At 39.5% G+C, this 21,455-nt stretch carries 20 protein-coding genes; 9 read left to right on the forward strand and 11 right to left on the reverse strand.

The window, feature by feature from the left end; translation table 11 throughout:
- The first annotated feature begins 11 nt into the window (after positions 1 to 11).
- Positions 12 to 866, forward strand: coding sequence for a dihydropteroate synthase (gene folP / locus RCC89_00610; GenBank protein ID WMJ71677.1), 855 nt, complete (start codon positions 12 to 14; stop codon positions 864 to 866).
- Positions 863 to 1,726 (forward strand): diadenylate cyclase CdaA, encoded by an 864-nt coding sequence (gene cdaA / locus RCC89_00615; protein WMJ71678.1) that lies wholly within the window; start codon positions 863 to 865, stop codon positions 1,724 to 1,726. The genes folP and cdaA overlap by 4 nt, the downstream gene beginning before the upstream one ends.
- Here cdaA and RCC89_00620 read toward each other — a convergent pair.
- From RCC89_00620 to RCC89_00635, 4 genes are all read right to left on the reverse strand, one after another.
- Positions 1,723 to 1,914 (reverse strand): hypothetical protein, encoded by a 192-nt coding sequence (locus RCC89_00620; GenBank protein WMJ71679.1) that lies wholly within the window; start codon positions 1,912 to 1,914, stop codon positions 1,723 to 1,725. The two genes, cdaA and RCC89_00620, sit on opposite strands and share 4 nt — an antisense overlap.
- 132 nt (positions 1,915 to 2,046) lie before the next feature.
- Complete coding sequence (locus RCC89_00625; protein WMJ71680.1) at positions 2,047 to 2,622, reverse strand: hypothetical protein; 576 nt, start codon at positions 2,620 to 2,622, stop codon at positions 2,047 to 2,049.
- A gap of 125 nt (positions 2,623 to 2,747) precedes the next feature.
- Entirely contained in the window at positions 2,748 to 3,794 is a 1,047-nt protein-coding gene (gene rlmN / locus RCC89_00630; protein WMJ71681.1) for a 23S rRNA (adenine(2503)-C(2))-methyltransferase RlmN, read from the reverse strand.
- A gap of 50 nt (positions 3,795 to 3,844) precedes the next feature.
- Positions 3,845 to 4,273 carry a thioesterase family protein gene (locus RCC89_00635; protein WMJ71682.1) on the reverse strand — a complete coding sequence of 143 codons (429 nt, stop codon included), beginning with the start codon at positions 4,271 to 4,273 and terminating at the stop codon, positions 3,845 to 3,847.
- A gap of 79 nt (positions 4,274 to 4,352) precedes the next feature.
- On the opposite strand from RCC89_00635, the gene RCC89_00640 reads away from it, so the two are divergent.
- From RCC89_00640 to RCC89_00650, 3 genes are all read left to right on the forward strand, one after another.
- Positions 4,353 to 5,123 carry a porin family protein gene (locus RCC89_00640; GenBank protein WMJ71683.1) on the forward strand — a complete coding sequence of 257 codons (771 nt, stop codon included), beginning with the start codon at positions 4,353 to 4,355 and terminating at the stop codon, positions 5,121 to 5,123.
- Between the two features lie 219 nt (positions 5,124 to 5,342).
- A complete protein-coding gene (gene clpB, locus RCC89_00645) occupies positions 5,343 to 7,955 on the forward strand; it encodes an ATP-dependent chaperone ClpB (GenBank protein WMJ71684.1) in 2,613 nt (870 codons plus the stop codon).
- A gap of 130 nt (positions 7,956 to 8,085) precedes the next feature.
- Entirely contained in the window at positions 8,086 to 8,664 is a 579-nt protein-coding gene (locus RCC89_00650; GenBank protein ID WMJ71685.1) for a HupE/UreJ family protein, read from the forward strand.
- A gap of 34 nt (positions 8,665 to 8,698) precedes the next feature.
- On the opposite strand, the gene RCC89_00655 is transcribed toward RCC89_00650, so the two are convergent.
- Both RCC89_00655 and RCC89_00660 read right to left on the reverse strand, forming a co-directional pair.
- The gene (locus tag RCC89_00655) at positions 8,699 to 9,598 is read right to left on the reverse strand and encodes a mechanosensitive ion channel family protein (GenBank protein ID WMJ71686.1); all 900 of its coding nucleotides are present in this window, start codon (positions 9,596 to 9,598) and stop codon (positions 8,699 to 8,701) included.
- Between the two features lie 18 nt (positions 9,599 to 9,616).
- Positions 9,617 to 10,249 carry a carboxypeptidase-like regulatory domain-containing protein gene (locus RCC89_00660; GenBank protein ID WMJ71687.1) on the reverse strand — a complete coding sequence of 211 codons (633 nt, stop codon included), beginning with the start codon at positions 10,247 to 10,249 and terminating at the stop codon, positions 9,617 to 9,619.
- A gap of 144 nt (positions 10,250 to 10,393) precedes the next feature.
- Here RCC89_00660 and RCC89_00665 point away from each other — a divergent pair, with 144 nt between their 5' ends.
- From RCC89_00665 to pruA, 3 genes are all read left to right on the forward strand, one after another.
- Positions 10,394 to 10,792, forward strand: a complete 399-nt coding sequence (locus RCC89_00665) for a metalloregulator ArsR/SmtB family transcription factor (GenBank protein WMJ75623.1) — start codon at positions 10,394 to 10,396, stop codon at positions 10,790 to 10,792.
- Between the two features lie 276 nt (positions 10,793 to 11,068).
- Complete coding sequence (locus RCC89_00670; protein ID WMJ71688.1) at positions 11,069 to 11,767, forward strand: YjjG family noncanonical pyrimidine nucleotidase; 699 nt, start codon at positions 11,069 to 11,071, stop codon at positions 11,765 to 11,767.
- A 39-nt stretch (positions 11,768 to 11,806) separates the two neighbouring features.
- Positions 11,807 to 13,429: an L-glutamate gamma-semialdehyde dehydrogenase gene (gene pruA / locus RCC89_00675; GenBank protein ID WMJ71689.1), complete on the forward strand. Its 1,623-nt coding sequence runs from the start codon at positions 11,807 to 11,809 to the stop codon at positions 13,427 to 13,429.
- 4 nt (positions 13,430 to 13,433) lie between these two features.
- On the opposite strand, the gene RCC89_00680 is transcribed toward pruA, so the two are convergent.
- On the reverse strand, positions 13,434 to 15,707 hold the full coding sequence (locus tag RCC89_00680; protein WMJ71690.1) for a hypothetical protein: 2,274 nt from the start codon (positions 15,705 to 15,707) through the stop codon (positions 13,434 to 13,436).
- A gap of 156 nt (positions 15,708 to 15,863) precedes the next feature.
- Between RCC89_00680 and RCC89_00685 the strand changes: the two genes are divergently transcribed.
- Entirely contained in the window at positions 15,864 to 16,976 is a 1,113-nt protein-coding gene (locus RCC89_00685; protein WMJ71691.1) for a hypothetical protein, read from the forward strand.
- Here RCC89_00685 and rodA read toward each other — a convergent pair.
- Genes rodA through mreC form a run of 4 tightly spaced genes read right to left on the reverse strand, consistent with a single transcriptional unit; the run spans position 16,973 to position 21,455 of the window.
- The gene (gene rodA, locus RCC89_00690; GenBank protein WMJ71692.1) at positions 16,973 to 18,268 is read right to left on the reverse strand and encodes a rod shape-determining protein RodA; all 1,296 of its coding nucleotides are present in this window, start codon (positions 18,266 to 18,268) and stop codon (positions 16,973 to 16,975) included. The genes RCC89_00685 and rodA overlap by 4 nt on opposite strands.
- Positions 18,265 to 20,097 (reverse strand): penicillin-binding protein 2, encoded by a 1,833-nt coding sequence (gene mrdA, locus RCC89_00695; protein ID WMJ71693.1) that lies wholly within the window; start codon positions 20,095 to 20,097, stop codon positions 18,265 to 18,267. The genes rodA and mrdA overlap by 4 nt, the downstream gene beginning before the upstream one ends.
- Positions 20,097 to 20,615 (reverse strand): Rod shape-determining protein MreD, encoded by a 519-nt coding sequence (locus RCC89_00700; GenBank protein WMJ71694.1) that lies wholly within the window; start codon positions 20,613 to 20,615, stop codon positions 20,097 to 20,099. Before RCC89_00700 ends, mrdA begins: the two co-directional genes overlap by 1 nt.
- Positions 20,616 to 21,455 (reverse strand): rod shape-determining protein MreC, encoded by an 840-nt coding sequence (gene mreC / locus RCC89_00705; GenBank protein ID WMJ71695.1) that lies wholly within the window; start codon positions 21,453 to 21,455, stop codon positions 20,616 to 20,618.

Below are 21,455 nucleotides of genomic sequence, written 5' to 3' on the forward strand. Positions count from 1 at the left end.
ATCTATTTTCTGTGCCGAAAGATACATTTTTTTCACTAAAAAAAACATTAAACTGCGCTGGGCGTCCGCTAGACCTTTCGTCTCCTGTTGTAATGGGCATTATAAATGCAACCCCAGACTCTTTTTATAAAAAAAGCCGCCAGAGCAATATTTCTTCAGTAGTAGCAAAAGCAGGCGAAATGCTGGAACAAGGAGCCGCCATCATCGACTGTGGAGGTTATTCTTCAAGGCCAGGCGCACCAGATATACATGAAGAAGAAGAAAGGAAACGTATCATTCCAGCCATAAAAGCCATCTCGGAGGAGTATCCCCATGCGATAATTTCAGTTGACACCTTCAGGGCCAATATTGCGCGTGAGGCAATGGAACATGGCGCATCTATCATAAACGATATATCTGGCGGTACATTGGACGAAAAAATGTTTTCAACAGTAGGAAAATTAGGCATTCCATATATATTAATGCACATGAGGGGTACCCCGCAAACCATGACTGCATTAAACAATTATGAAGACCTCATACATGAGCTGACATGTTATTTTAGAGATAAGTCAAAATTGTTGAAACAGGAAGGTGTAAAAGATATTATATTAGACCCTGGAATAGGTTTTGCTAAAGGAGTGCAACAAAATTATGAGATTTTACAAAAATTGAATTATTTTAAAGTTCTGGAAATGCCATTACTGGCAGGTATCTCCAGAAAGTCCCTTATATGGAAAAAATTAGACATTTTGCCAGAACAAAGCCTTAACGGCACAACTGTATTAAATACTATCGCACTAATGAACGGTGCGCATATTTTAAGGGTTCATGATGTAAAAGAGGCTGTAGAGGCCGTAAAACTATTTAAAGCTGTTTTTCATTGAGTTTTTTATTTAAAGTAGGGTTTATTGATGTCACCTGGATAGACATACTAGATATTTTGCTGGTCAGCTATCTCTTGTACCAGCTATATCAGCTGCTACAGGGAAGTATCGCGGTTAAAATATTCTTAGGTGTATTGTCTATCTATCTGGTATACCTAATTGTTAACGCAGTAAAAATGGAACTGCTGAGCACCATTCTCGGGCAGTTTATCAATGTGGGCGTTATAGCGGCACTAATTCTCTTTCAGCAAGAAATCCGAAAGTTTCTATTATTGATAGGAAAAACTACGGCCATAAACAACGAACGATTCTTTAGGAACTGGCCTTGGAAAAAGAAAGTAAAACAAGAAAAACTCAACCTAAACCCGATCATCGAAGCAGCAAAAGTACTTGGGGGAACCAACACAGGAGCCTTAATCGTATTTTCCAAGAGTTCTGAACTTAAGTTTTATGCTGAATCTGGCGATATTTTAGATGCCGAAATTTCAAAAAGGTTGTTAATTGCCATATTTCAAAAATACAGTCCACTGCACGATGGGGCGGTAATTGTGGCCAATGGAAAAATAAAAGCTGCCAGATGTATCCTTCCATTATCAGAAGCTGACGATCTTCCAGCACATTTTGGACTAAGGCACCGTTCTGCTATAGGTATGACTGAAGTTACAGACTCAGTAGTACTGATTGTTTCTGAAGAGACTGGTCAAATTTCCCTTGCGGTCAATGGGAAAATTATCACCAACCTATCCAAGGCAGAACTTAAGCAAAAGTTAAACTTCTACCTATACGAAGAAGAAGAGAAGATCGCCCAGGAAGAAAAAGGGGAAAAGGAGAAAGATGAAAGTAGTGCAGAAAAAAACTAACCTTTTTCGTCTGTTGTTAACATATACTTTCTCCGTAATTCATTAATTAAAAACTTTTTTTGTGCCGTAAAGCTCTCTGGGTGCACCTCTGCAAACAGCGCCTGCCATTCTTTGTAGCGCTGAGGTTCTGCGCCATTAAACCGCTCAGGGTCAATTTTCTTTTTTAACAGGTATTCCTTAAACTCCATAGTTGTATTACAGGCTCTTTATTACCTAAACCAGAAATATGCAATAATTTTTTCTATTTAGGTAGCAAAATAAAAAAGTCCGGCGATATACCGGACTATAAATATCATTTAAACAATTGTACTTATAATGGTTTACAACAACTGCTGTAATAATCCAACCAGTGCAATAATTAATCCTATAACGGCAACCAAATTACCAATCATCCAAAAACCACTACCAAGCATTCCTAATATTAACATGATAAGCAAACCAACAGCTAAGAGGATTAAACCAACTCTCATCAGTTCATTAATTACAATATTAGACTTGCCAGTCGCCTCCGCACTTTGAATTTTATTGATCTTTTTAACAGCATGCTTTAATGCCAATCTTTCTGCAAAATTAAGATTGTTTTCTTTGGCTATTTTTTTCACATCAGACTTTGTGATTTGTGGAGCCTCAGCAACCTCCTTTTCTACATACTTTTCCTCAAAGGTAGGCTCTTCATATTCAATATGAGCATTGTCAAATTCTACTTCTTCAACTTGGCTCAAGTTGATATCACTTTCTTTGCTAGGCGCAGCTGCCGACGCTTTGCTCATCGAATTGTTGGTTTTTTCCTGTAAAGCTTTGTTAGCAAGCATTGTCTGACGCTTACAAGATGATGCAAAAACAATTACAAAAATCAAAGTCAGTATTCCAAAAGTAGAAGTAAGGGTTCTTTTCATAGTTTTAAAAAATTTAACAATTAGTTTAACAATTCGAAATTTAACAAAATTGTTTATCCGAAACTGTAAAAATTGTTAAAAAAAATAAGTCAAAAGACAAAACAATAAAATAACTACACCTAATATTAAGTCTTGTTGGCGAGCTGCCCACAAGCCGCATCAATATCTTTCCCCCTGCTCCTTCTCACATTTACTACCACTCCTCTACGCTCCAGATAATTCTTAAAAATATCGAGCTTGTCTACTTTAGTATTTACAAAAGTAGCTTCCGCAATAGGGTTATACTCTATGATATTAACTTTACATGGAACATGTTTTGTAAAAGCATACAGTTCTTTAGCATCTTCAATATTGTCATTGAAGTTATGGAAAACAATATACTCAAAAGTGATTTTTCCTTTGGTCTTGCTGTAAAAATGTTGCAGGGCATCACGCAACACATCAAGGTTATTGGTCTCATTAATGGGCATAATCTGGTTTCTCTTTTCATCATTTGCCGCATGCAGAGAAAGCGCTAGATTAAACTTGACATGATCGTCTCCTAGTTTTCTGATCATTTTGGCAATGCCCGCAGTAGAAACCGTTATTCTTTTTGAGGCCATATTAAGGCCTGTCTCTGAGGTTATTTTCTCTATACCTTTTAACAAATTAGTATAATTAAGTAGTGGCTCGCCCATACCCATAAATACTATATTTGTCAACGGTTGATTATAATGGCTTTCCGCCTGCTCATTAATAAGTACCACCTGGTCATAGATTTCAGCAGGGTCTACATTCCTTTTGCGGTCCATGTACCCTGTAGCACAAAACTTGCAAGACAGCGAACATCCCACCTGAGAAGAAACACATGCAGTCATTCGTCCATCTGCCGGAATAAGCACACCTTCTATTATATGCCCGTCGTGTAAGCGAAAAGCCGTTTTAATGGTGCCATCTTTACTTACCTGCTTAGTATCTACTATAACATTGTTAATTACAAAACACTCCTTTAGCATCTCTCTGGTTTGAACAGAAAGATTCGTCATATCTTCAAAGTCGATAGAGGATTTTTTCCATAACCAATCGTACACTTGTTTGGCACGAAAAGCTTTATCTCCATTTTGAATAAAGAAGTCCTTTAGTTGATCAAGCGTCAACTGCCTTATATCTTGTTTGATTATACCCGGCTCCATATTCCCAAATTTACACAATAAAATCTACACTTGATATAAAACAGACGTAATCATGATAAATTCCACATTTCTGGAATATTTGCGGGAAGTGCAGTAACTTTTCTGGTATTATAATCAAAGCAGACCATACCGGTTTTAGCTAATAAAATTTCTTGTCCCGTAGCTTTGTCGACAATCCTATAATAAAGATCAAAGCCGTACTTAGTGAAATCTGCCGGTGTAATTTCCACCTGCAAAGTCATGCCGTAATAAGCTTCACTTTTATATACCACAGCGCTATCGCTCATAATTAAGGCCGTACCAACAAAATCAAGCTCTCCCAAGTTATAACTTTGCAAAAAGCGCATTCTAGCTTCATGAATAATAGAAAGGTAGGCATCATTGCCAACATGCCGGCCATAGTTTATATCAGTAATGCGGACAGCAATATCTGTGGAAAATAACACGGATTCGGGAAAATCTATTTTAATACGTCCCATTATTATTATAATTTATATTAAAATTAGATATTTTTTAATATTTTTGACATAGCCCATTATTGACTCTGAACTAAAGTTTATGAAAAAACTTCTATTATTTATAGCTTTCTCAATATTATCAAGTATTGGCTTATACGCCCAGTACGACAAATATATGGAGATTGGGGCTGTATATACCCCACAAGTAACCTCTATTCTTACACCTTCCCATAGCCACCCTATATACCAAAACAGGTTAACGTTTGCAGGAGCCGGAGGTTTAACTTTTAGTTACAACTTTAATAAAAACTTTGGACTTCAAACTGGACTGCTTTACAGCTCACACAATCAAAAATTCAGATCTGAGATCAGGGAAGGTGATGGAGGAACTTTTGAATCTACAGGAAAAAAAAGGCTAGACTATTTAAACCTACCCCTACTCGTAAAGCTAAACTTTCCATTTGCATATAAAAGAAGGATCAGCACTACAGTCTATTTTGGGCCTCAAATAGGTTATTTGCTGAAAGGGGACGGAGCCGTAGTCGTATGGCGTCACTTTGACAACCACGATTTTTACGACCTCCCGGAGTCTAACAGCGATTACTACAACCGTTTCGTGCTTGACGGAGTCGCAGGCTTTGGATTTGAATATAGGGTATCAAGATTCATAACCCTTCATACCAGCATTAGGGCAGAGTTTAGTCTAACAGACATAGAAAACAAGGACATGCCATATAGAGAAAATGACCTGTTTTACTACTTTGGAGATCCAGACAGAGGCTCTACGCATAATTTGGCTATTGGTATACAGTTCGGTGTGGCCTATAGGTTTAACCCAGAATGCTTGACATGCCCTTCTCTAAGATGGTAATATTTATAGTTCTTAAAGATATTCCAGACTGCAACCTTTTTCTCTGCTAATATTTTTTTAAGTTATTTTTCAAACAATTTTTACTATTTCCCGCTTAAAACAAGACAATTTGTCCTGAAAAACATCTTAAAACGAGCAAAGTAGGACAAAAAGTCCGATTTATGCAATTGGACTTGGTTTTGCAAAGACTTAAAAGAAAACATTAAACTTTTAAGAATTATGAATTTCAACAACTATACGATAAAAGCGCAGGAGGTAATCCAAAAAGCTGCTGAAGTAGCTGGGGGCTACCAACAGCAAGCGATTGAAACAGGGCATTTGCTAAAAGCTATTTTACAAACCGATGAAAATATTGCGGGTTTTATATTCAAAAAACTTAACATCAACAAAGAACCTCTTGAGTCAAAGCTGGAAGAGGTTATCAAATCTTACCCAAAGGTAAGCGGCGGCAACCCTTATTTATCCAACGAGGCCCACAAAGCCTTACAGCAAGCAACAAATTACCTAAAGGACTTTGGCGATGAATATGTTGCTGTAGAGCATATCCTTTTAGGTATATTGGCGGGAACAGACAAAGTGGCAACACTATTGAAAGATGCCGGTGTTACCAAAAAAGAACTAAAAGCGGCTGTTAACGAGCTACGTGGAGGAAGCAAAGTTACAGACCAAAATGCAGAAGCTAAATACAGGTCTTTAGAACGTTATTCCAAAAACTTAAATGCATTAGCAAGAGCGGGCAAGATCGACCCTGTAATAGGAAGAGACGAGGAAATCAGAAGGGTTTTACAAATCTTGTCCAGGAGAACCAAAAATAACCCGATTCTATTGGGTGAACCTGGCGTAGGAAAAACAGCCATAGTAGAAGGTTTGGCCCAAAGAATCGTACAGGGGGATGTGCCTGAAAACCTGAAAACTAAAACCATTGTTTCCCTGGACATGGGGCTATTGGTAGCAGGAGCAAAATACAAAGGGGAATTTGAGGAGCGATTGAAATCTGTTATTAAAGAGGTTACCGACTCTGACGGGGAAATTATATTGTTCATTGATGAGATACACACCTTAATTGGCGCTGGTGGCGGCGGAGAAGGTGCAATGGATGCTGCAAATTTATTAAAACCTGCACTGGCCAGAGGCGAACTTCATGCAATAGGCGCTACTACCCTAAAGGAATATCAAAAATATATAGAAAAAGACAAAGCGCTAGAAAGGCGGTTCCAGTCTGTAATAGTAGAAGAACCTGACACCTCTGATGCTATTTCTATCCTAAGGGGCATTAAAGATAAGTATGAAGTACACCACGGGGTCAGGATAAAGGATGATGCGATTATTGCTTCCGTAGAGCTATCGCACAGGTATATTTCCGACCGTTATTTACCAGACAAGGCGATAGACCTTATGGACGAAGCAGCCTCAAAACTTAGGCTCGAAATAGACTCTCTGCCAGAAGAGCTGGATGAAGTTCAAAGAAGGATCATGCAGCTGGAAATTGAACGAGAGGCTATCAGAAGAGAAAATGACCATGACAAAGAACTACAGCTATCAAAAGATATAGCTGACCTAAGTGAGAAAAAAGATAGCTTGAAAGCGAAATGGCAAGAAGAAAAAAATGTCATCGAGGGCATTCAGAGGGAAAAAGAAAATATTGAGAAGTTCAGAATTGAAGCTGAACAAGCAGAAAGGGCCGGTGACTATGGAAGGGTCGCAGAGCTTAGGTATGGAAAGATAAAAGATAGCGAAAGCAAACTGGAGCAGTTAAAACAGCAGCTTGCTGATATGCAAACAAGCGGTTCAATGCTAAAAGAAGAAGTGACTTCTGAAGATATTGCTGAAGTTGTGGCCAAATGGACTGGTATACCTGTTTCTAAGATGCTACAAAGTGACAGAGAGAAACTTTTGAACTTAGAAAAAGAGCTGAGCAAAAAAGTAGCAGGCCAAGAAGAAGCTATTTCAGCTATTGCTGATGCCGTAAGACGAAGCCGGGCCGGTCTACAAGATCCCAAAAGGCCGATTGGTTCTTTTATCTTTCTCGGCACTACCGGTGTAGGTAAAACAGAGCTAGCAAAAGCTTTGGCCGACTTCTTGTTCAACGACGAAAACTCAATGGTCCGCATAGACATGTCTGAGTACCAGGAAAGGCATGCTGTTAGCAGGCTCATTGGCGCGCCTCCAGGATATGTTGGATATGACGAAGGTGGACAGTTAACAGAAGCGGTACGTAGAAAACCTTATTCTGTGATCCTACTCGACGAAATAGAAAAAGCACACCCTGATGTATTCAACATATTGCTTCAGGTGCTTGACGACGGAAGGCTTACAGATAACAAAGGTAGGATAGCCAACTTCAAAAACACGATCATTATTATGACCTCCAATATTGGAGCACACTTGATCCGTGAGAATTTTGAAGGAATTAAAGAAGAAAATGAAGAACAAGTGGTAGACAGTACAAAAGAACAAGTGTTTGACTTATTAAAGAAAACTGTGAGGCCTGAGTTCCTGAACAGGGTAGACGAACTGATAATGTTCAAACCATTGTCCAGAAGAGAAATAAGAAAAATTGTGGACATCCAGTTCAGGATTATACAGAAACGCTTGGAAGAAAGTGGTATAAAACTGGAAGCTTCAGACGATGTGCTTGACCTGTTAGGAGAAATGGGTTATGACCCACAATTTGGAGCGAGGCCGTTGAAACGGGTTATGCAAAGAATGTTGTTAAATGAACTTTCTAAAGAAATCCTTGCCGGAAAAGTCAAAAAAGATGGGGTGATAGGAATAACACTGGGCGAGAACAAGGAAATAAAATTCCTAAATTTGGAAGAAGTAAGCATATAACCTTATCCCTTTACTAATAAAATACAAAAGAGGCCTTCATTTTAGGGCCTCTTTTGTATTTTACCCTTATAATTTTCTATTTTCAAAATAAAATTTGTAGTTTTATAATAATTTAATATAAAATTGTACCATGCAAAGCTGGCTTGACTATTTTACGCTCGGAATGCAAAGCATCGTTCACCTGAATGGCTATGGACATCTGCTATTCATAATTGCGATGTGTGGTATATATACCCTCACAACCTGGAAAAAGGTTACTTCTCTCATGCTGTATTTTGTAGCAGCTTTTATAATTACTTTTATCATATCTGCCTATAACCTATTAGAGTTCCCCGAAAACATTTTTACCTACTTAGTACCATTTACTATACTCTTTACTGCCATAAGTAACTTTAATAGAAAAAAGCAAGCCTTTACCAACAGATACCCAACCCAAAACTACAGGTACTACTTATCATTTTTGTCCGGATTGGTACACGGTTTTGCATTTCAAAATGCACTTAATTTTGTGAACCAAAGCCAATTACAAAACCATATTTTCTCTTTTGTTTTAGGCATTGTAATTACCTTAGGGTTGATCGTATTTTTCCTTCTAGTAGCTGTTTTCATAATAACCTATTTCCTCCGTTTCCATTTAAGAGAGTGGAACCTGATCATTTCTGGAGGTTGTGCAGGCATTGCTATTTATATATTGCTCAGTTTACTGTAAACAGCGTAAACAACATTCTATAAGGAGGTTTTATTTAATCTACAGAACCTGACTGCGCCAAAGGAGTTTCTTGCTTTTCAAGAATCCGAACATTAGTCTGGTTATAAGCAGGGAATCTGATGCCTTCTCTATCAAACCTTTGTTTGATAGCCTTATTTAAATCAGCAGAAAGAATAAAAGCTGATGGAGGATTTTTTGCCCAAACAAATGCCCTAAGGTGGATAGATGCCTCGCCAAAACCCATGACCCGCACAGCCACTATAGGCGCACCTAACTCTTTCTCTTCGTCTTTTCTCATATCAATCAGTTCAGGGTGTGCCAGCGCTTCCTCCTGAATCACCTGAATGGCATGGTCAATATTAGACTCACCTCCGACCATGAAATCCATAAGCCGGCAAGTACGTTCATCGGTAATATTGGCATTATAAATAACTTCCTGCCCAATGACTGAGTTAGGGATAATTACACGACGGTTCTCAAAGTTCCTTAGTACGGTATGTCTTAAGGTAATATCTTCTACAACACCAGTAATGTTTCCCCGAATTTCCAAGCGGTCATCTACCCGAAATGGTTTAAAAATAACAATAAATATCCCGCTGACGATATTAGAAAAAGCCTGTTGCGAAGCAAAGCCTATGATAGCAGCAAAGATACCAGCACCAGTAAACAAAGAAAGGGACAAACTTCTGAGCGCTGGTATGGAGTAGATGGCCACCCCCACACCGATCAAGTAAATAAGGGCACTAATAAGATGCTTAAGAAACTTATATTGCGTAGGGTCTGCTTTTAACAGTAGCGAGTTGTTGTCAAAAAAACGGGTGAGAATTTTTCTAACAACTGCCGCACATAGGTAAGTAGCAATTAATATAGAAAAAATAAAGATGACCCTAAGAAAATACCCGGTGACGTCATCACTATTATATATATCTGACATACTTATTGAAGGAAAGTGTTAGTCATCTAAATCAGGGCTTTGGAGGCCACCACGCCTGACGTCATTAATAAACTGACGCCATGCAAAAGGGTTAAGGAAACTGAACGTAGGACTGAAGAACCTAGTTTCGGTCTTTACAACTTGCTGCTGCAAGAAATACCGATGGTTCATACCCGATCCAGCAGGAGTGTTTGCCAACATTCTACGCATTACTTGATCGTTTAAGTTACGTTGCATATTGTCAAGCTCCTCTTCGGGAAGCTCCAAGGCAAGAAAAGCCTGTCTAAACAACTGCTCTGTTGGAAATGGGAAAACCTCAACTTCTGGCAACATGGCAGTGTCAGCAACAAGCTCTACCACTACGGATATACTTGTACGGCCATCGTCTGGAACAAGGAAAAAATTTTCCTGAAACCCTATAGAACGCACCACTATGCTGTCGCCCGCAACGGCCGGCAAAGAAAAATAGCCTACGTGGTTAGTTGTAGTTCCTCTACCAGTTTGGGGGACCACCACATATGCACCCGGAAGACCATAAAGACTATCCCCTCCTACCACTATACCAGACACCTGAACAAGCGATTCATCGTCCTGGCTGTACAATGACAGTGAAAATAAAAACAAAAAACTGGTTAGGAGAAACTTTTTCAAGGATTTTTATATTTTCTTTTAACTACAACGACAGCTACCTGCAAAAGTTGGCTTTACGTAAGCCAAATATATCAAAAAAATAACAAAACAGGAACCGCCATTCATATTTGTTGCATATATTTGCTTAGACAAATTTGCTATATGATAAGGGTCAAAAACTTCGAATTAAAAACCGGCGCAGAAATATTTAAAGCATTCAGCGATGAGTCTAGAATAAGGATAATGCACCTCATTTTTAGGAACGAAGAAATGTGCATTTCCGATCTAGAGTTGATTCTTGACTTTACACAAACTAAAACATCAAGGCACCTCATTTATTTAAAAAATTCGAGATTGTTAAAGCCCCAAAAATCAGACCAGTGGGTATACTACCGCATCAACGAGGCTTACCTTGACATCATAACCCAAATTTTTGCTTTTCTCGAGAAAGACCCCATTTTATTAAAAGACCTCGAAGAGTATAGAACCCTGTATTCGAACAACGAACTAGCAATAAGGAAAAAGCACAACATGCTAAAAATTTATAAACTCCCTGCTTTATAAAAATAAACCTAAACCTTGTTTTTGAACAAGCTCCCAAACATCAACATTAGACGCAAACATCAGTAAGATAGCTGACTTAGCTTAATTTCTCTACGTACTAGAAAGAGGTTTAAGTATTTCCGCTTTAGGGAAAGCCTATGGCTATTTTACGGACAATAAACCTTATAAAGATCTATCCGCATTTACGTAAACATTAAGTGGCCCTTCCCCGTTAGAAAAACTAGCAAATTCATTATAAATTGAAGGCGTGTTTTTTCCTTTTTGGAGGTAAGGTAAATGAGCAAACAATCAGACATATTTTTTGACCTGGATCATACCCTTTGGGACTTTGACAGGAACTGTTCTGAAACCTTAGAAGAACTTTTTCACCATTATAACCTTCCTCAATATGGAGAAATAAAACTGAGCAATTTTATAGCAACATATAAAGAGATAAACAAGGAAATGTGGCGGCTAATAAATACCGGTAAAGCAACAATACAGGACATAAGAAGCCAAAGGTTCCCTTTGACCTTTAAAAGGTTGGGCATTTCCGGAGCCAACATTCCAAAATCAATCAATGAGGACTTCATGAGGTTATGTCCAGAAAAGAGCAACCTCATGCCGTATGTCCATGAAACGTTAAGTTATCTGCAAAAAAGGTACAACCTATATATACTAACCAACGGGTTCTTTGAAACTCAAACATTAAAAATCACGAATACAGGAATAGGAAAGTATTTCAAAGGTGTATTTCACTCCGATTCCTGTGGATATTTCAAACCTGACAAGAGGATGTTTTTGTATGCACTCGAGCAGGCCAAAGTAACAGATTGCTCCAGATGCACCATGGTAGGTGACGACCTAGACGCCGATGTGATAGGGGCAAGAAACGCAGGAATGAACACAGTGTACTACAATCCAGAAAAAAAGCAGCACACGGAGAAAACCACTTTTGAAATAAACTGCCTAAGTGAGCTAAAAGCAATTTTATAAACAGTTAAATTTTTTTTCAAATTTTTAACCCTGAAGATCATGAGTTATAAATATCCTTTACCTATCAATGAGCCGGTACTACCGTACACTCCTGGATCGCCAGAGAAAAAGGCGATAAAAGAAGCTTTGGAAAAAGCAAGGTCCGAAGTAATAGAAATACCTATGTATATAGGCAGTGAAAAAGTTTTCACCGGGAACAAAGAGCCTGTAAGCCCTCCACATGACCACCAACACAAGTTGGGCTATTTTCACAAAGGTGACAAGCAGCATGTAGAGCAGGCTATCAATGAGGCATTGAAAGCCAAAGCCCAATGGGCTGCATTGCCACAGGAGGCTCGCGCATCCATATTTCTCAAGGCTGCGGACATGATAGCAGGCCCCTACCGCGCAAAAATAAATGCGGCAACGATGCTGGGGCAGTCGAAAAACATTTTTCAAGCTGAAATTGACTCTGCATGCGAATTAATAGACTTCTTTAAGTTCAACGCTTATTATGCAGACCAGTTGACATCCATACAACCTGACTCAGATGAAAACACTTGGAACAGGCTGGATTATAGGCCACTGGAAGGTTTCGTGTTTGCGTTGACTCCTTTCAATTTTACGGCCATTGCAGGAAACTTGCCAGCAGCCCCTGCCTTAATGGGCAATACTGTGGTATGGAAACCTGCCTTTACCCAAGTGTATGCAGCAAATCTGATTATGGAAATTCTTCTTGAGGCAGGGTTACCACCTGGGGTAATAAACCTAGTATTTACAGAAGGCCCTGAAACAGGAGAGGTAGTTTTTAACCATAAAGATTTTGCTGGGATTCACTTTACAGGAAGTACGGAAGTGTTTAAAAATATCTGGAAGCAAATCGGGGAAAACATTCATAAGTATAGAACTTATCCAAGAATCGTAGGGGAAACAGGAGGAAAAGACTTTATCCTTGCCCATGAGTCTGCCCATGTAGAGGAAGTTGGCACAGCTATAATAAGAGGCGCTTTTGAATTCCAAGGGCAAAAATGCTCTGCTGCTTCAAGGGTATATATTCCATCGTCGATGTGGGAGCCATTAAAGGATTTCATGTTCAAAAAATTAGACGAAGTAAAAGTTGGTCCGCCCGAAGACTTTACAAATTTTGTTAATGCAGTCATAGATGAAAAATCCTTTAACAAAATTACCAGCTATATAGAAGAGGCTAGAGAATCTCCTGATGCGGAAATTATTTACGGCGGAACTTATGATAAATCTGTAGGGTACTTCGTAAACCCAACTGTTATCCTGACCAGAGATCCTTTCTATAAAACCATGTGCGAGGAAATCTTTGGCCCTGTAGTTACGCTTTACATTTATGACCCAGCAGAGTTTGACAATATAGTAGAAACAATTGACAAAACATCTCCTTATGGGCTTACAGGCGCAGTATTCTCTAAAGACAGGTATTTGCTAGAACAAGTATCTCAGAAACTGAGAAATGCAGCCGGAAACTTTTACTTAAACGATAAACCGACAGGTGCAGTGGTGGGACAACAGCCATTTGGTGGCGCCAGGGCGTCTGGTACCAATGACAAGGCCGGTTCTATCTTTAATATGATCCGTTGGATGTCTCCTCGAAATATTAAAGAAAACTTCGTTCCGCCGAGAGACTTCCCTTACCCATTTATGCAAGAGCCATAATAGGTTAGTGGAGTACCGCCATTTTTGACACCAAAGTTTCTTCTCCTTGGGCATCCGAGGAGAAGATCAAATATACACCAGGCTTGGCCCGTTGGCCGTCATAGTTTCTGACGTTCCATACGGCCATGCCTCCATTTGCCCTTGTTTCATATATGAGCTGCCCATATATATCCGTAATTTTCACATAAGCATCTCTTACAAGCCCCTTGATACCTACTTCACCAGAAAAGCCGTTTTCCACAGGGTTTGGGAAAACAATCACATCAGAATGCTGCCTTTGCGCTTCGGTGGCACTCCCCCTAAAGGAGCACACCCCTTTGTCTGTACCAAAAAAGACTTCTCCTGTTTCGCCATTTATGCCAATAGTACTTACCAAATCCGAAAGCAAAGGGCTATTTGAAGCATTAAAACGGTGAATAGTTTCAGTACCGGAAGGGTTCAACAGCCAAACTCCATTGTTGGTTGCTACCCATTTTCTATTGCCTCCGTCAACTGCAATATCATTTATAACCTGTGTGTTTAGCAGCGGGAACCCTTCGTAGATAGGCAAATGAAATTCAAAACTTCGATCAAAAGCACGTGCTGGGTTCTGAAAAACAGCAATTCCTTCATTAGTACCCGCCCAAATCTCTCCTGTTTTTGCCTTTGCTAAACAGTTTACGTTCCTGTTAGGAAGCCCGCCCTGCGAAGCGTTAAAGAAGCGACGTTGATTACCGTCTTCATTGAACACCATTATACCTCGTACATTTCCTGCGTTCCCCAACCTGATCCATTTATTGTCCATGTCGTCTATGACAATTTGTACGGGAGAGCGGGCGTCATTTTCGGGGAAAGTATACTTCTGCCACTCACCCTGAAGGTCTTTACTGAGTAGTGAAGGCTTTCCACTTGGTACTGAATGGTTTCCTACCCAAAGCTTTCCTCTGCTATCGTAAGCCACACAAGAGACTCTTACCTGGTCGCTAGAACTCACAGGTTCAAAAACCTCACTGCCGGTAATCTTAAACCCTCCATCGTGTTTGGCCGTAATAAGTCCCGTAATATATGTTGCAATATAAAGATTCCGATCAGAGGGATTATAAACTGCATCTACAAAATCTACGGCATAAGGAAAACCTGGTACCCAGCCAGAGTTAATGATCGACCACCTATTGTTCTTTAACTCAAACATGCCAGTAGTCCTATAAAAAGGCACATATGACCTAGTATATCCACCTGTTAAGGTCAAAACCTTACCATTGTAAGAGTATATATTAAAACAATCAGCCGTTACTGGGCCATTAGGATTATAGAAATCTACAGATCCGCCTTTCACCCTTAAAAGTCCTGAAGACTTATCCCCAACCCACAAGGCGCCACTACCATCAAAAATAGCAGCCGTAGGCTCTACGATATTTTTATGCTTTACCTTTTCACTACTGCCATCTTTAGCCAGTTTCAATATGTAGTTAGCAGCACAAATCAAAAGGGTCTCATTATTTACATATAAGCTCCTAATCTCCTCCCCTTCTCCTATCAGTTCTGTTCTTTCCCAAGTTTCACCATGAAGCTTATAAACTCCATCTTTATTTACCGAAGCATAAATGGTATCATTAAAGTTAATAACACCCCGCACCTCCTGTAATGGCATCCCCTCATCTTCTGAATATTTATGCCAATTATTATAATCAAGTAAATTAACAGAAGCGTTATAAGGTGCACTAAAAAGCCCATCTTCGGTAGCAATAAAGATACTGTCTTTGTAGCTATTGAGCGTAGAAGCGTAAATAGGGTTTACAGTACCATCGGGAGTAAGGTTAAGAACAGTGCGCCGAACCTCAAAGCGCTCAAGGTTAATAAATGCCAGCCCAAAGTCGGCAGAAAGTAATGCTTGGTTACCATCTAAAGCTATATGGTTAATCTTTTTTGAGCCTGATATGGCAGAAGACCTCAAAATGTCGTTGACATTGACCAATTCTCCATCCTTATACAAGTCGAGGTTACCATTTTCATAAGCAATAATCAGCTGGCGTGTTTTTGGAGAAAATTTTAGTTGGTTTATACCAATATCACTTAACCCATCAACTTTGTTAAAACTACTATAAGAAAAGTCTTCAGTATCTAAAAAGCCAGACGAAAAAGGCGATGCAGCATATATATAACCATTTACCAATGCCAAGGTGGTAACGGAAGAAGAAGGCAAATGGTAGCGCCAAGTACCTACACCACCCCCTGAACCCTGTCCGTAACCGAATGAACAATTTATCAGGGCCAGCAGTATAATAAATATTTTTTTCATAATTACATTCTACCTCGTTCCCTATAACTAAAAACCAACTTAAATATTATGGAAAAAGGTATACTTAACTTAAAAAACACCTTTATTTGAAGGCGATTATATAACTTTTTACTAATTTAACTGTAAATTTTCAAAAAAAGAGGATAAGGACAAATTATGATCAATAAGGAGCAGCTACATTCCTACAGCTTGGCATTAGCAGAGAAGATTACTACGGAATATTTTTCCAAAAAAAGTGAGATTACTGGTAAGGAAATCATTTCACTTACCGCAATAGAGCAGCTCAATTTTTTTATCCTAAAAACGCTTTTTGGGCGCTGGAAAGATGAAGAAGATAAATTGCGCAGCCCTTACTTCAACTATGAGGACAAAGCTGTTAAAGAAGCCTTGGCCAACCTGCTCATACAATTGAGCAATAACATCAGCATTAAGCGTGAATTTTTCAGACCATTGCTCAGCAAAGCTATCTATGATACATTGTTTTATGCGCTAGAGCCTTCAGAGTACTTGCAGGAGTACTTTTCCTCAAGAAAAACTGTTTCACCAAACGACATCCGAAAAGAAGCAAAATACTTTAAGATCAATACCGACTTTTTTCATGATATTTTGACAAGAGTTGAGCAGTCAGGCAAAAACGACCTTTCAGGTAAGGAGACGGCGCAAATAATCAAAGAGGCTTCAGGAACTGTCAGTGCCCAGGACGCTGAAAAAACGTTGAACGGCTTTTCAAAACTTTTAAAAATAGAGATTGAAGATGTGGCTATAAAGCCAAAAGTGGAGAGCAGCAGTCCGGTAATCAGCATGAAGTTACCAGAAAAGTCTGTCGAAGAAACGCCTCCACAACCAACAACAGAAGTGCCACAAGAAGCCCCTACACCTAAACAAACAGATACTTCTGAAAAGCCGGCAGAGGAAACAGTTGCCAAGCAAACAGAACCAGAGCAAAAAGCCACAGAAGAGCCGGCTACATTAAACGACCTGTTTAAAAAAAGGGAAGAAAACTCCCTGGCGGAAACTTTTAGAAAAAACAAGCTACGCCAGTTTAGGAGCTACATCACTTTAAACCAGCGTTTCCTGTTCGCAGGAAGCCTTTTCGGTAATGATCAAGACGCATTCAACAAGTCCATAGACATCATAGAGGCCGCCGACTCTTATGCTGATGCAAAAGATATGCTTTATGGCACCTTTGCTGAAAAGTACAATTGGAAAGAAGAGCCCGAAGAACTTCAGGAATTCCTGAAGCTGATCCAGTTACGCTTTGAGGTTTAATGGCTCAACACTTGTTTCCTATGTGAATCCAGCTTCAAGAAGATAAACAAGAGCATGGTAAAAGAAAGCAGTGAAGATCCCCCGTAACTAAAGAAAGGCAAAGGAATACCTATAATAGGGAATACACCTATGGTCATACCTATGTTTACCATAAAATGGAAAAAGATAATAGATGCTACGGAATATCCAAATATCCTGGAAAACTTATCCTTTTGCCGTTCTGCAAGAAAAACCAAACGGCACAAGAACACTACATATAAAGCAATGAGGAGACTGCTTCCGATCCAGCCATGTTCCTCGCCTATAGTGCAAAAAATAAAGTCTGTACTTTGCTCAGGCACAAAATCAAATTTGGTTTGTGTGCCCTGCAAAAAACCTTTTCCTGCAAATCCACCGGAACCAATAGCTGTTTTAGATTGAATGACATTCCATCCAAAACCCTGAGGGTCTGACTCAGGGTCCAGCAATGCCTTAATCCGGGCCTGCTGGTGAGGCTGCAAAACATCATTGACAAAAAAGTCTGTTCCATAAACCACCCCTATAGAAACAACCGCCAAGCCAGCAGCAATCAAAATCCTATTGATCACAAGCCGTTTTAAAGTACGTTTTCTTAGTTTATACAACTGGCTTATAATAAAAATGGATGTCATAGCCAACAGAGCGAAAACAATATAAAGGTTTTCTTCGACCACAAGGGCCACAACAAACAACACAACACAGCCAATACCGGCAACTAATAGAACCGGCGACAACCCCTCTCTATACAACACCAGCACAAAAGCTGAAAATACCAGCACAGTTCCTGTTTCATTCTGAAGTAAGATAAGTATAGATGGCAGCAAAATTAAGAAAGCAACCATCCGCTGTGTTTTAAACTTAGAAAGCTTCATATTGACTTGTCCCAGATAGCTGGATATGGCCAATGCAGTCCCTAGTTTTGCAAATTCGGCAGGCTGGAGCCTTATTGGCCCTAATACAAGCCACGACCTAGACCCCTTGATGTCCGGTGCAAACAAACAGGTGAGGACAAGTACCACTATAACCGCCCCGTATATAAAAAAGGCAAATGAGCTATAAAACTTATAGTCAATAATAAAGATTGCAAAGATCAGCAGTGTAGCAATCCCGATCCACATGAGCTGCTTTCCGGAATTAATAGAAAAATCAAAAATGCTCATTTGTGCATCATGATCATAAACGGCAGCAAATATGTTGAACCAGCCAAATGTTACAAAAGTGGCATAAAGTGCAATCGTCAGCCAATCAATATTTTTAGAAAGATTATCTCTCAATTTATATCTAATATTTGATCTTCGTAGAATTTCTTATCCAGGATATATTTCTCCAAATGTGGCCTGGTAATAGTATCTGAAATATATTTCTCTATCATTAAAGAGGCAATTGGTGCCGCCCATGTACCTCCAAAACCTGCGTTTTCAACAAAAACCGCAATGGCTATTTTAGGGTCATCTTTTGGCGCAAATGCAATAAATACAGAGTGGTCTTCGCCATGCGGGTTTTGGGCTGTACCGGTTTTCCCGCACATAGGGATCCCTTTAATTCGAGAACGCATCGCTGTTCCTGAAGTGACCACTTTTTCCATTCCGTCAATTACCACATCAAAATGCTTCGGGTCTACTCCTGTATCATGCTTCTTGCGATATTCCGCCAATGGCTTTCCTTCCTCCCCGATTGCTTTTATAAAGTGCGGAGTGTAATAGTGTCCCTTATTGGCAATAATAGCAGCAAGGTTAGCCATTTGCAGCGGCACTGCTCCGATTTCACCCTGACCAATACCAAGAGAATAGATAGTGGTAAACTTCCAACGTAGATCACCATAAATACGGTCATAATAACTATTGCTAGGAATATTTCCTGGTTTCTCACTAGGAATATCAATGCCTAAGCGGTTTCCAAAGCCAAAACGGGTAATATGTTCACGCCATTTGTCAAAGCCGATTTCCGTATCTTTATACTTATTAGGGTCAAGATCCTGATTAAGAATATTTTTAAACACTAGGTAATAATATGGGTTACATGAGTGCTGTATTGATCCCATTACGTCGACCGGAGAGTCATGAGGGTGACATTTCACCAGTGCTTTATTACAAGGATATTTGGTATTTTCATTAAGCACGCCCATTTGCATGGCAATAAGGGCCTGAGGGATCTTGAAAATAGAGCCCGGAGGATACATGGCCATAAGAGGCCTGTTAAACAAAGGCTTCAAAGTATCCCTTTCAAGCCTCAAATAGTTTTCTCCAAAATTACGGCCTGTCAAGGCGTTAGGATCATAAGATGGCGCAGAAACAAAAGAAAGGATTTCGCCCGTAGAAGGTTCGATAGCCACAACACTACCTCTTTTATTCCTCATCAACTTCTCACCGTATTTCTGAAGTTCCAAATCTATAGAAGCGGTGAGGTTTTCGCCTGGTACAGACAAAGTATCATACATTCCGCCCTTAAAAGGTCCTTTTTCTACACCTTTTACATTTACCATTACATGTCGCACCCCTCTTCTACCTCTCAAATGTTTTTCATAATGCAACTCCAATCCGCTCTTACCGATATAGTCACCGCTTGAATAGTAATTGTCTTCCTGCCTATCAAGTTGTGCTTTGTCAATTTCACGGATATACCCTAAGGCATTTGCTAAGCTTTGGTGAGGATAAGACCTAACAGTCCTGGCCTGGGTATAAAAACCTTTAAAGTCTACAAGATAGTCTTGAACTTTTGCAAAATCTTTGATTGAAAGCTGTTTGATAAACGGCCAAGGCTTAGACCAAGATCCTTTAGGAGGAGTCACAGCATCTTTCATCTTCACTTCAAACTCTTCTTTGGTCAACTTGAATAACCTGCAAAAAGCTGTGGTGTCAAGGTCTTTCACCTCTCTAGGAACGACCATCAGGTCAAACACCGGATTGTTATATACAAGCTCTTTACCGTTTCGATCATAAATAAGTCCCCTGTAAGGGTACTCTACGATACGGCGTTTAATATTTTTCTGGGCTTTCATCTTATAGTTATCGTCAAACATCTGCAATGACAAAAGTTTGATGATATAGACTAGACCTACCAGAACAAATATTCCCTGTACAACTATTTTCCGGTTTTCAAACATCAGATTCGTTTCGGACTTTTGAACAAGTACTGTAATAACGTAATTACAAATACTGTAAAGATACTACTGGCAAAAGTTTTTAATAATATTCTTCCAAAATTGGAAATGCTAAGTACTTCAAGGAAAAACAGGGCAAAATGATGGGTAAAAACCAATATACCCGCATAGGTAATAAACCACTGAAAGCCGAGAGATTGCACAGAAATTTCTATTCCTGTATCATATCCACCTCTTGGCGTAAGCAAATTTATGACATGCGCCCTGATATAGGCTATTAACACAGAAGCAGCAGCATGAATTCCCAAAGTGTCATAAAAAATATCAACGACCAGACCAATGGCAAAGGCAGAGAGCATCTGCACCACCTTTGAAGTTTCTATAGGCAACAGCAGTATAAAACCTATATAGACAAAGCAGAATGCCACATTGAACAAGGAAACATTGAGAAAAAGTACAACCTGTAAACCTGCAAACAGGAGAAAATATAAAAAGTACTTAAGCGTATTTTGAGATTTCATTTATTTGCCTTCTTTTGGCCTTGATATCAATTCCAGAGAATCCCTTTCCTGTCTTAGGGAATTATCAATAGCATAAACATAAGATAGTTTAGTAAAATCTACAGAGAGCCTGACCCGGATATCATAATCGCTCCTGCCTTGATCTAACTTGAAGTCCTCTATAGTACCTATCATGACACCAGCGGGGTATATGGCATTATATTCGGAAGTCACGATAGTATCTCCGACAGAGATTTTATGGTGCCTCACAACATACAAAAGATTGGCAACGGCAGGGTCAGCGCCATCCCACTCAACAGTACAATCAATATTTTTACCTTTGATCTTAGAGGCCACTTTCATGCCTGAGTTCAGGAGAGAGACTACAGTAGAGAAGTTATTAGAAACAGCTTTTACCCTTCCCACTACACCACCGGCAGCTATCACACCCATATCAGGCTTAATGCCATCTTTAGCACCTTTATTCAAGGTAATAAAGTTATTGGCCCTGGCCACAGAATTGTTGATTACCTTGGCAGGGATAAAACTAAATTGATTTTCTCGCAAAAAATCAACGGTATCTAAAGAAGTGTTCTGTTCGGATTGCTGATAGCGAATCAATAGTTCTCTCAATTGTGCATTTTCGTAAGCCATGTTTCTATTTACATCCGTAAGCTTAAAATAGCCGGCCACGTTATTTCTGGCAGAAAGCACCTGACCGGCATAATAATTAGATGTATTAAAGAACGAAGCTCCTTGATAACCATTATGCTTCACTATCAGCCACAGGCAAAACGTTTCCAATGCAAGGAAAAACAGAAAAGACCTGTGCCGATAAAAGAATTGAAATAAACTATGCAT

It is taken from the genome of Cytophagaceae bacterium ABcell3 (assembly GCA_030913385.1).
Taxonomy (GTDB): domain Bacteria; phylum Bacteroidota; class Bacteroidia; order Cytophagales; family Cytophagaceae; genus ABcell3.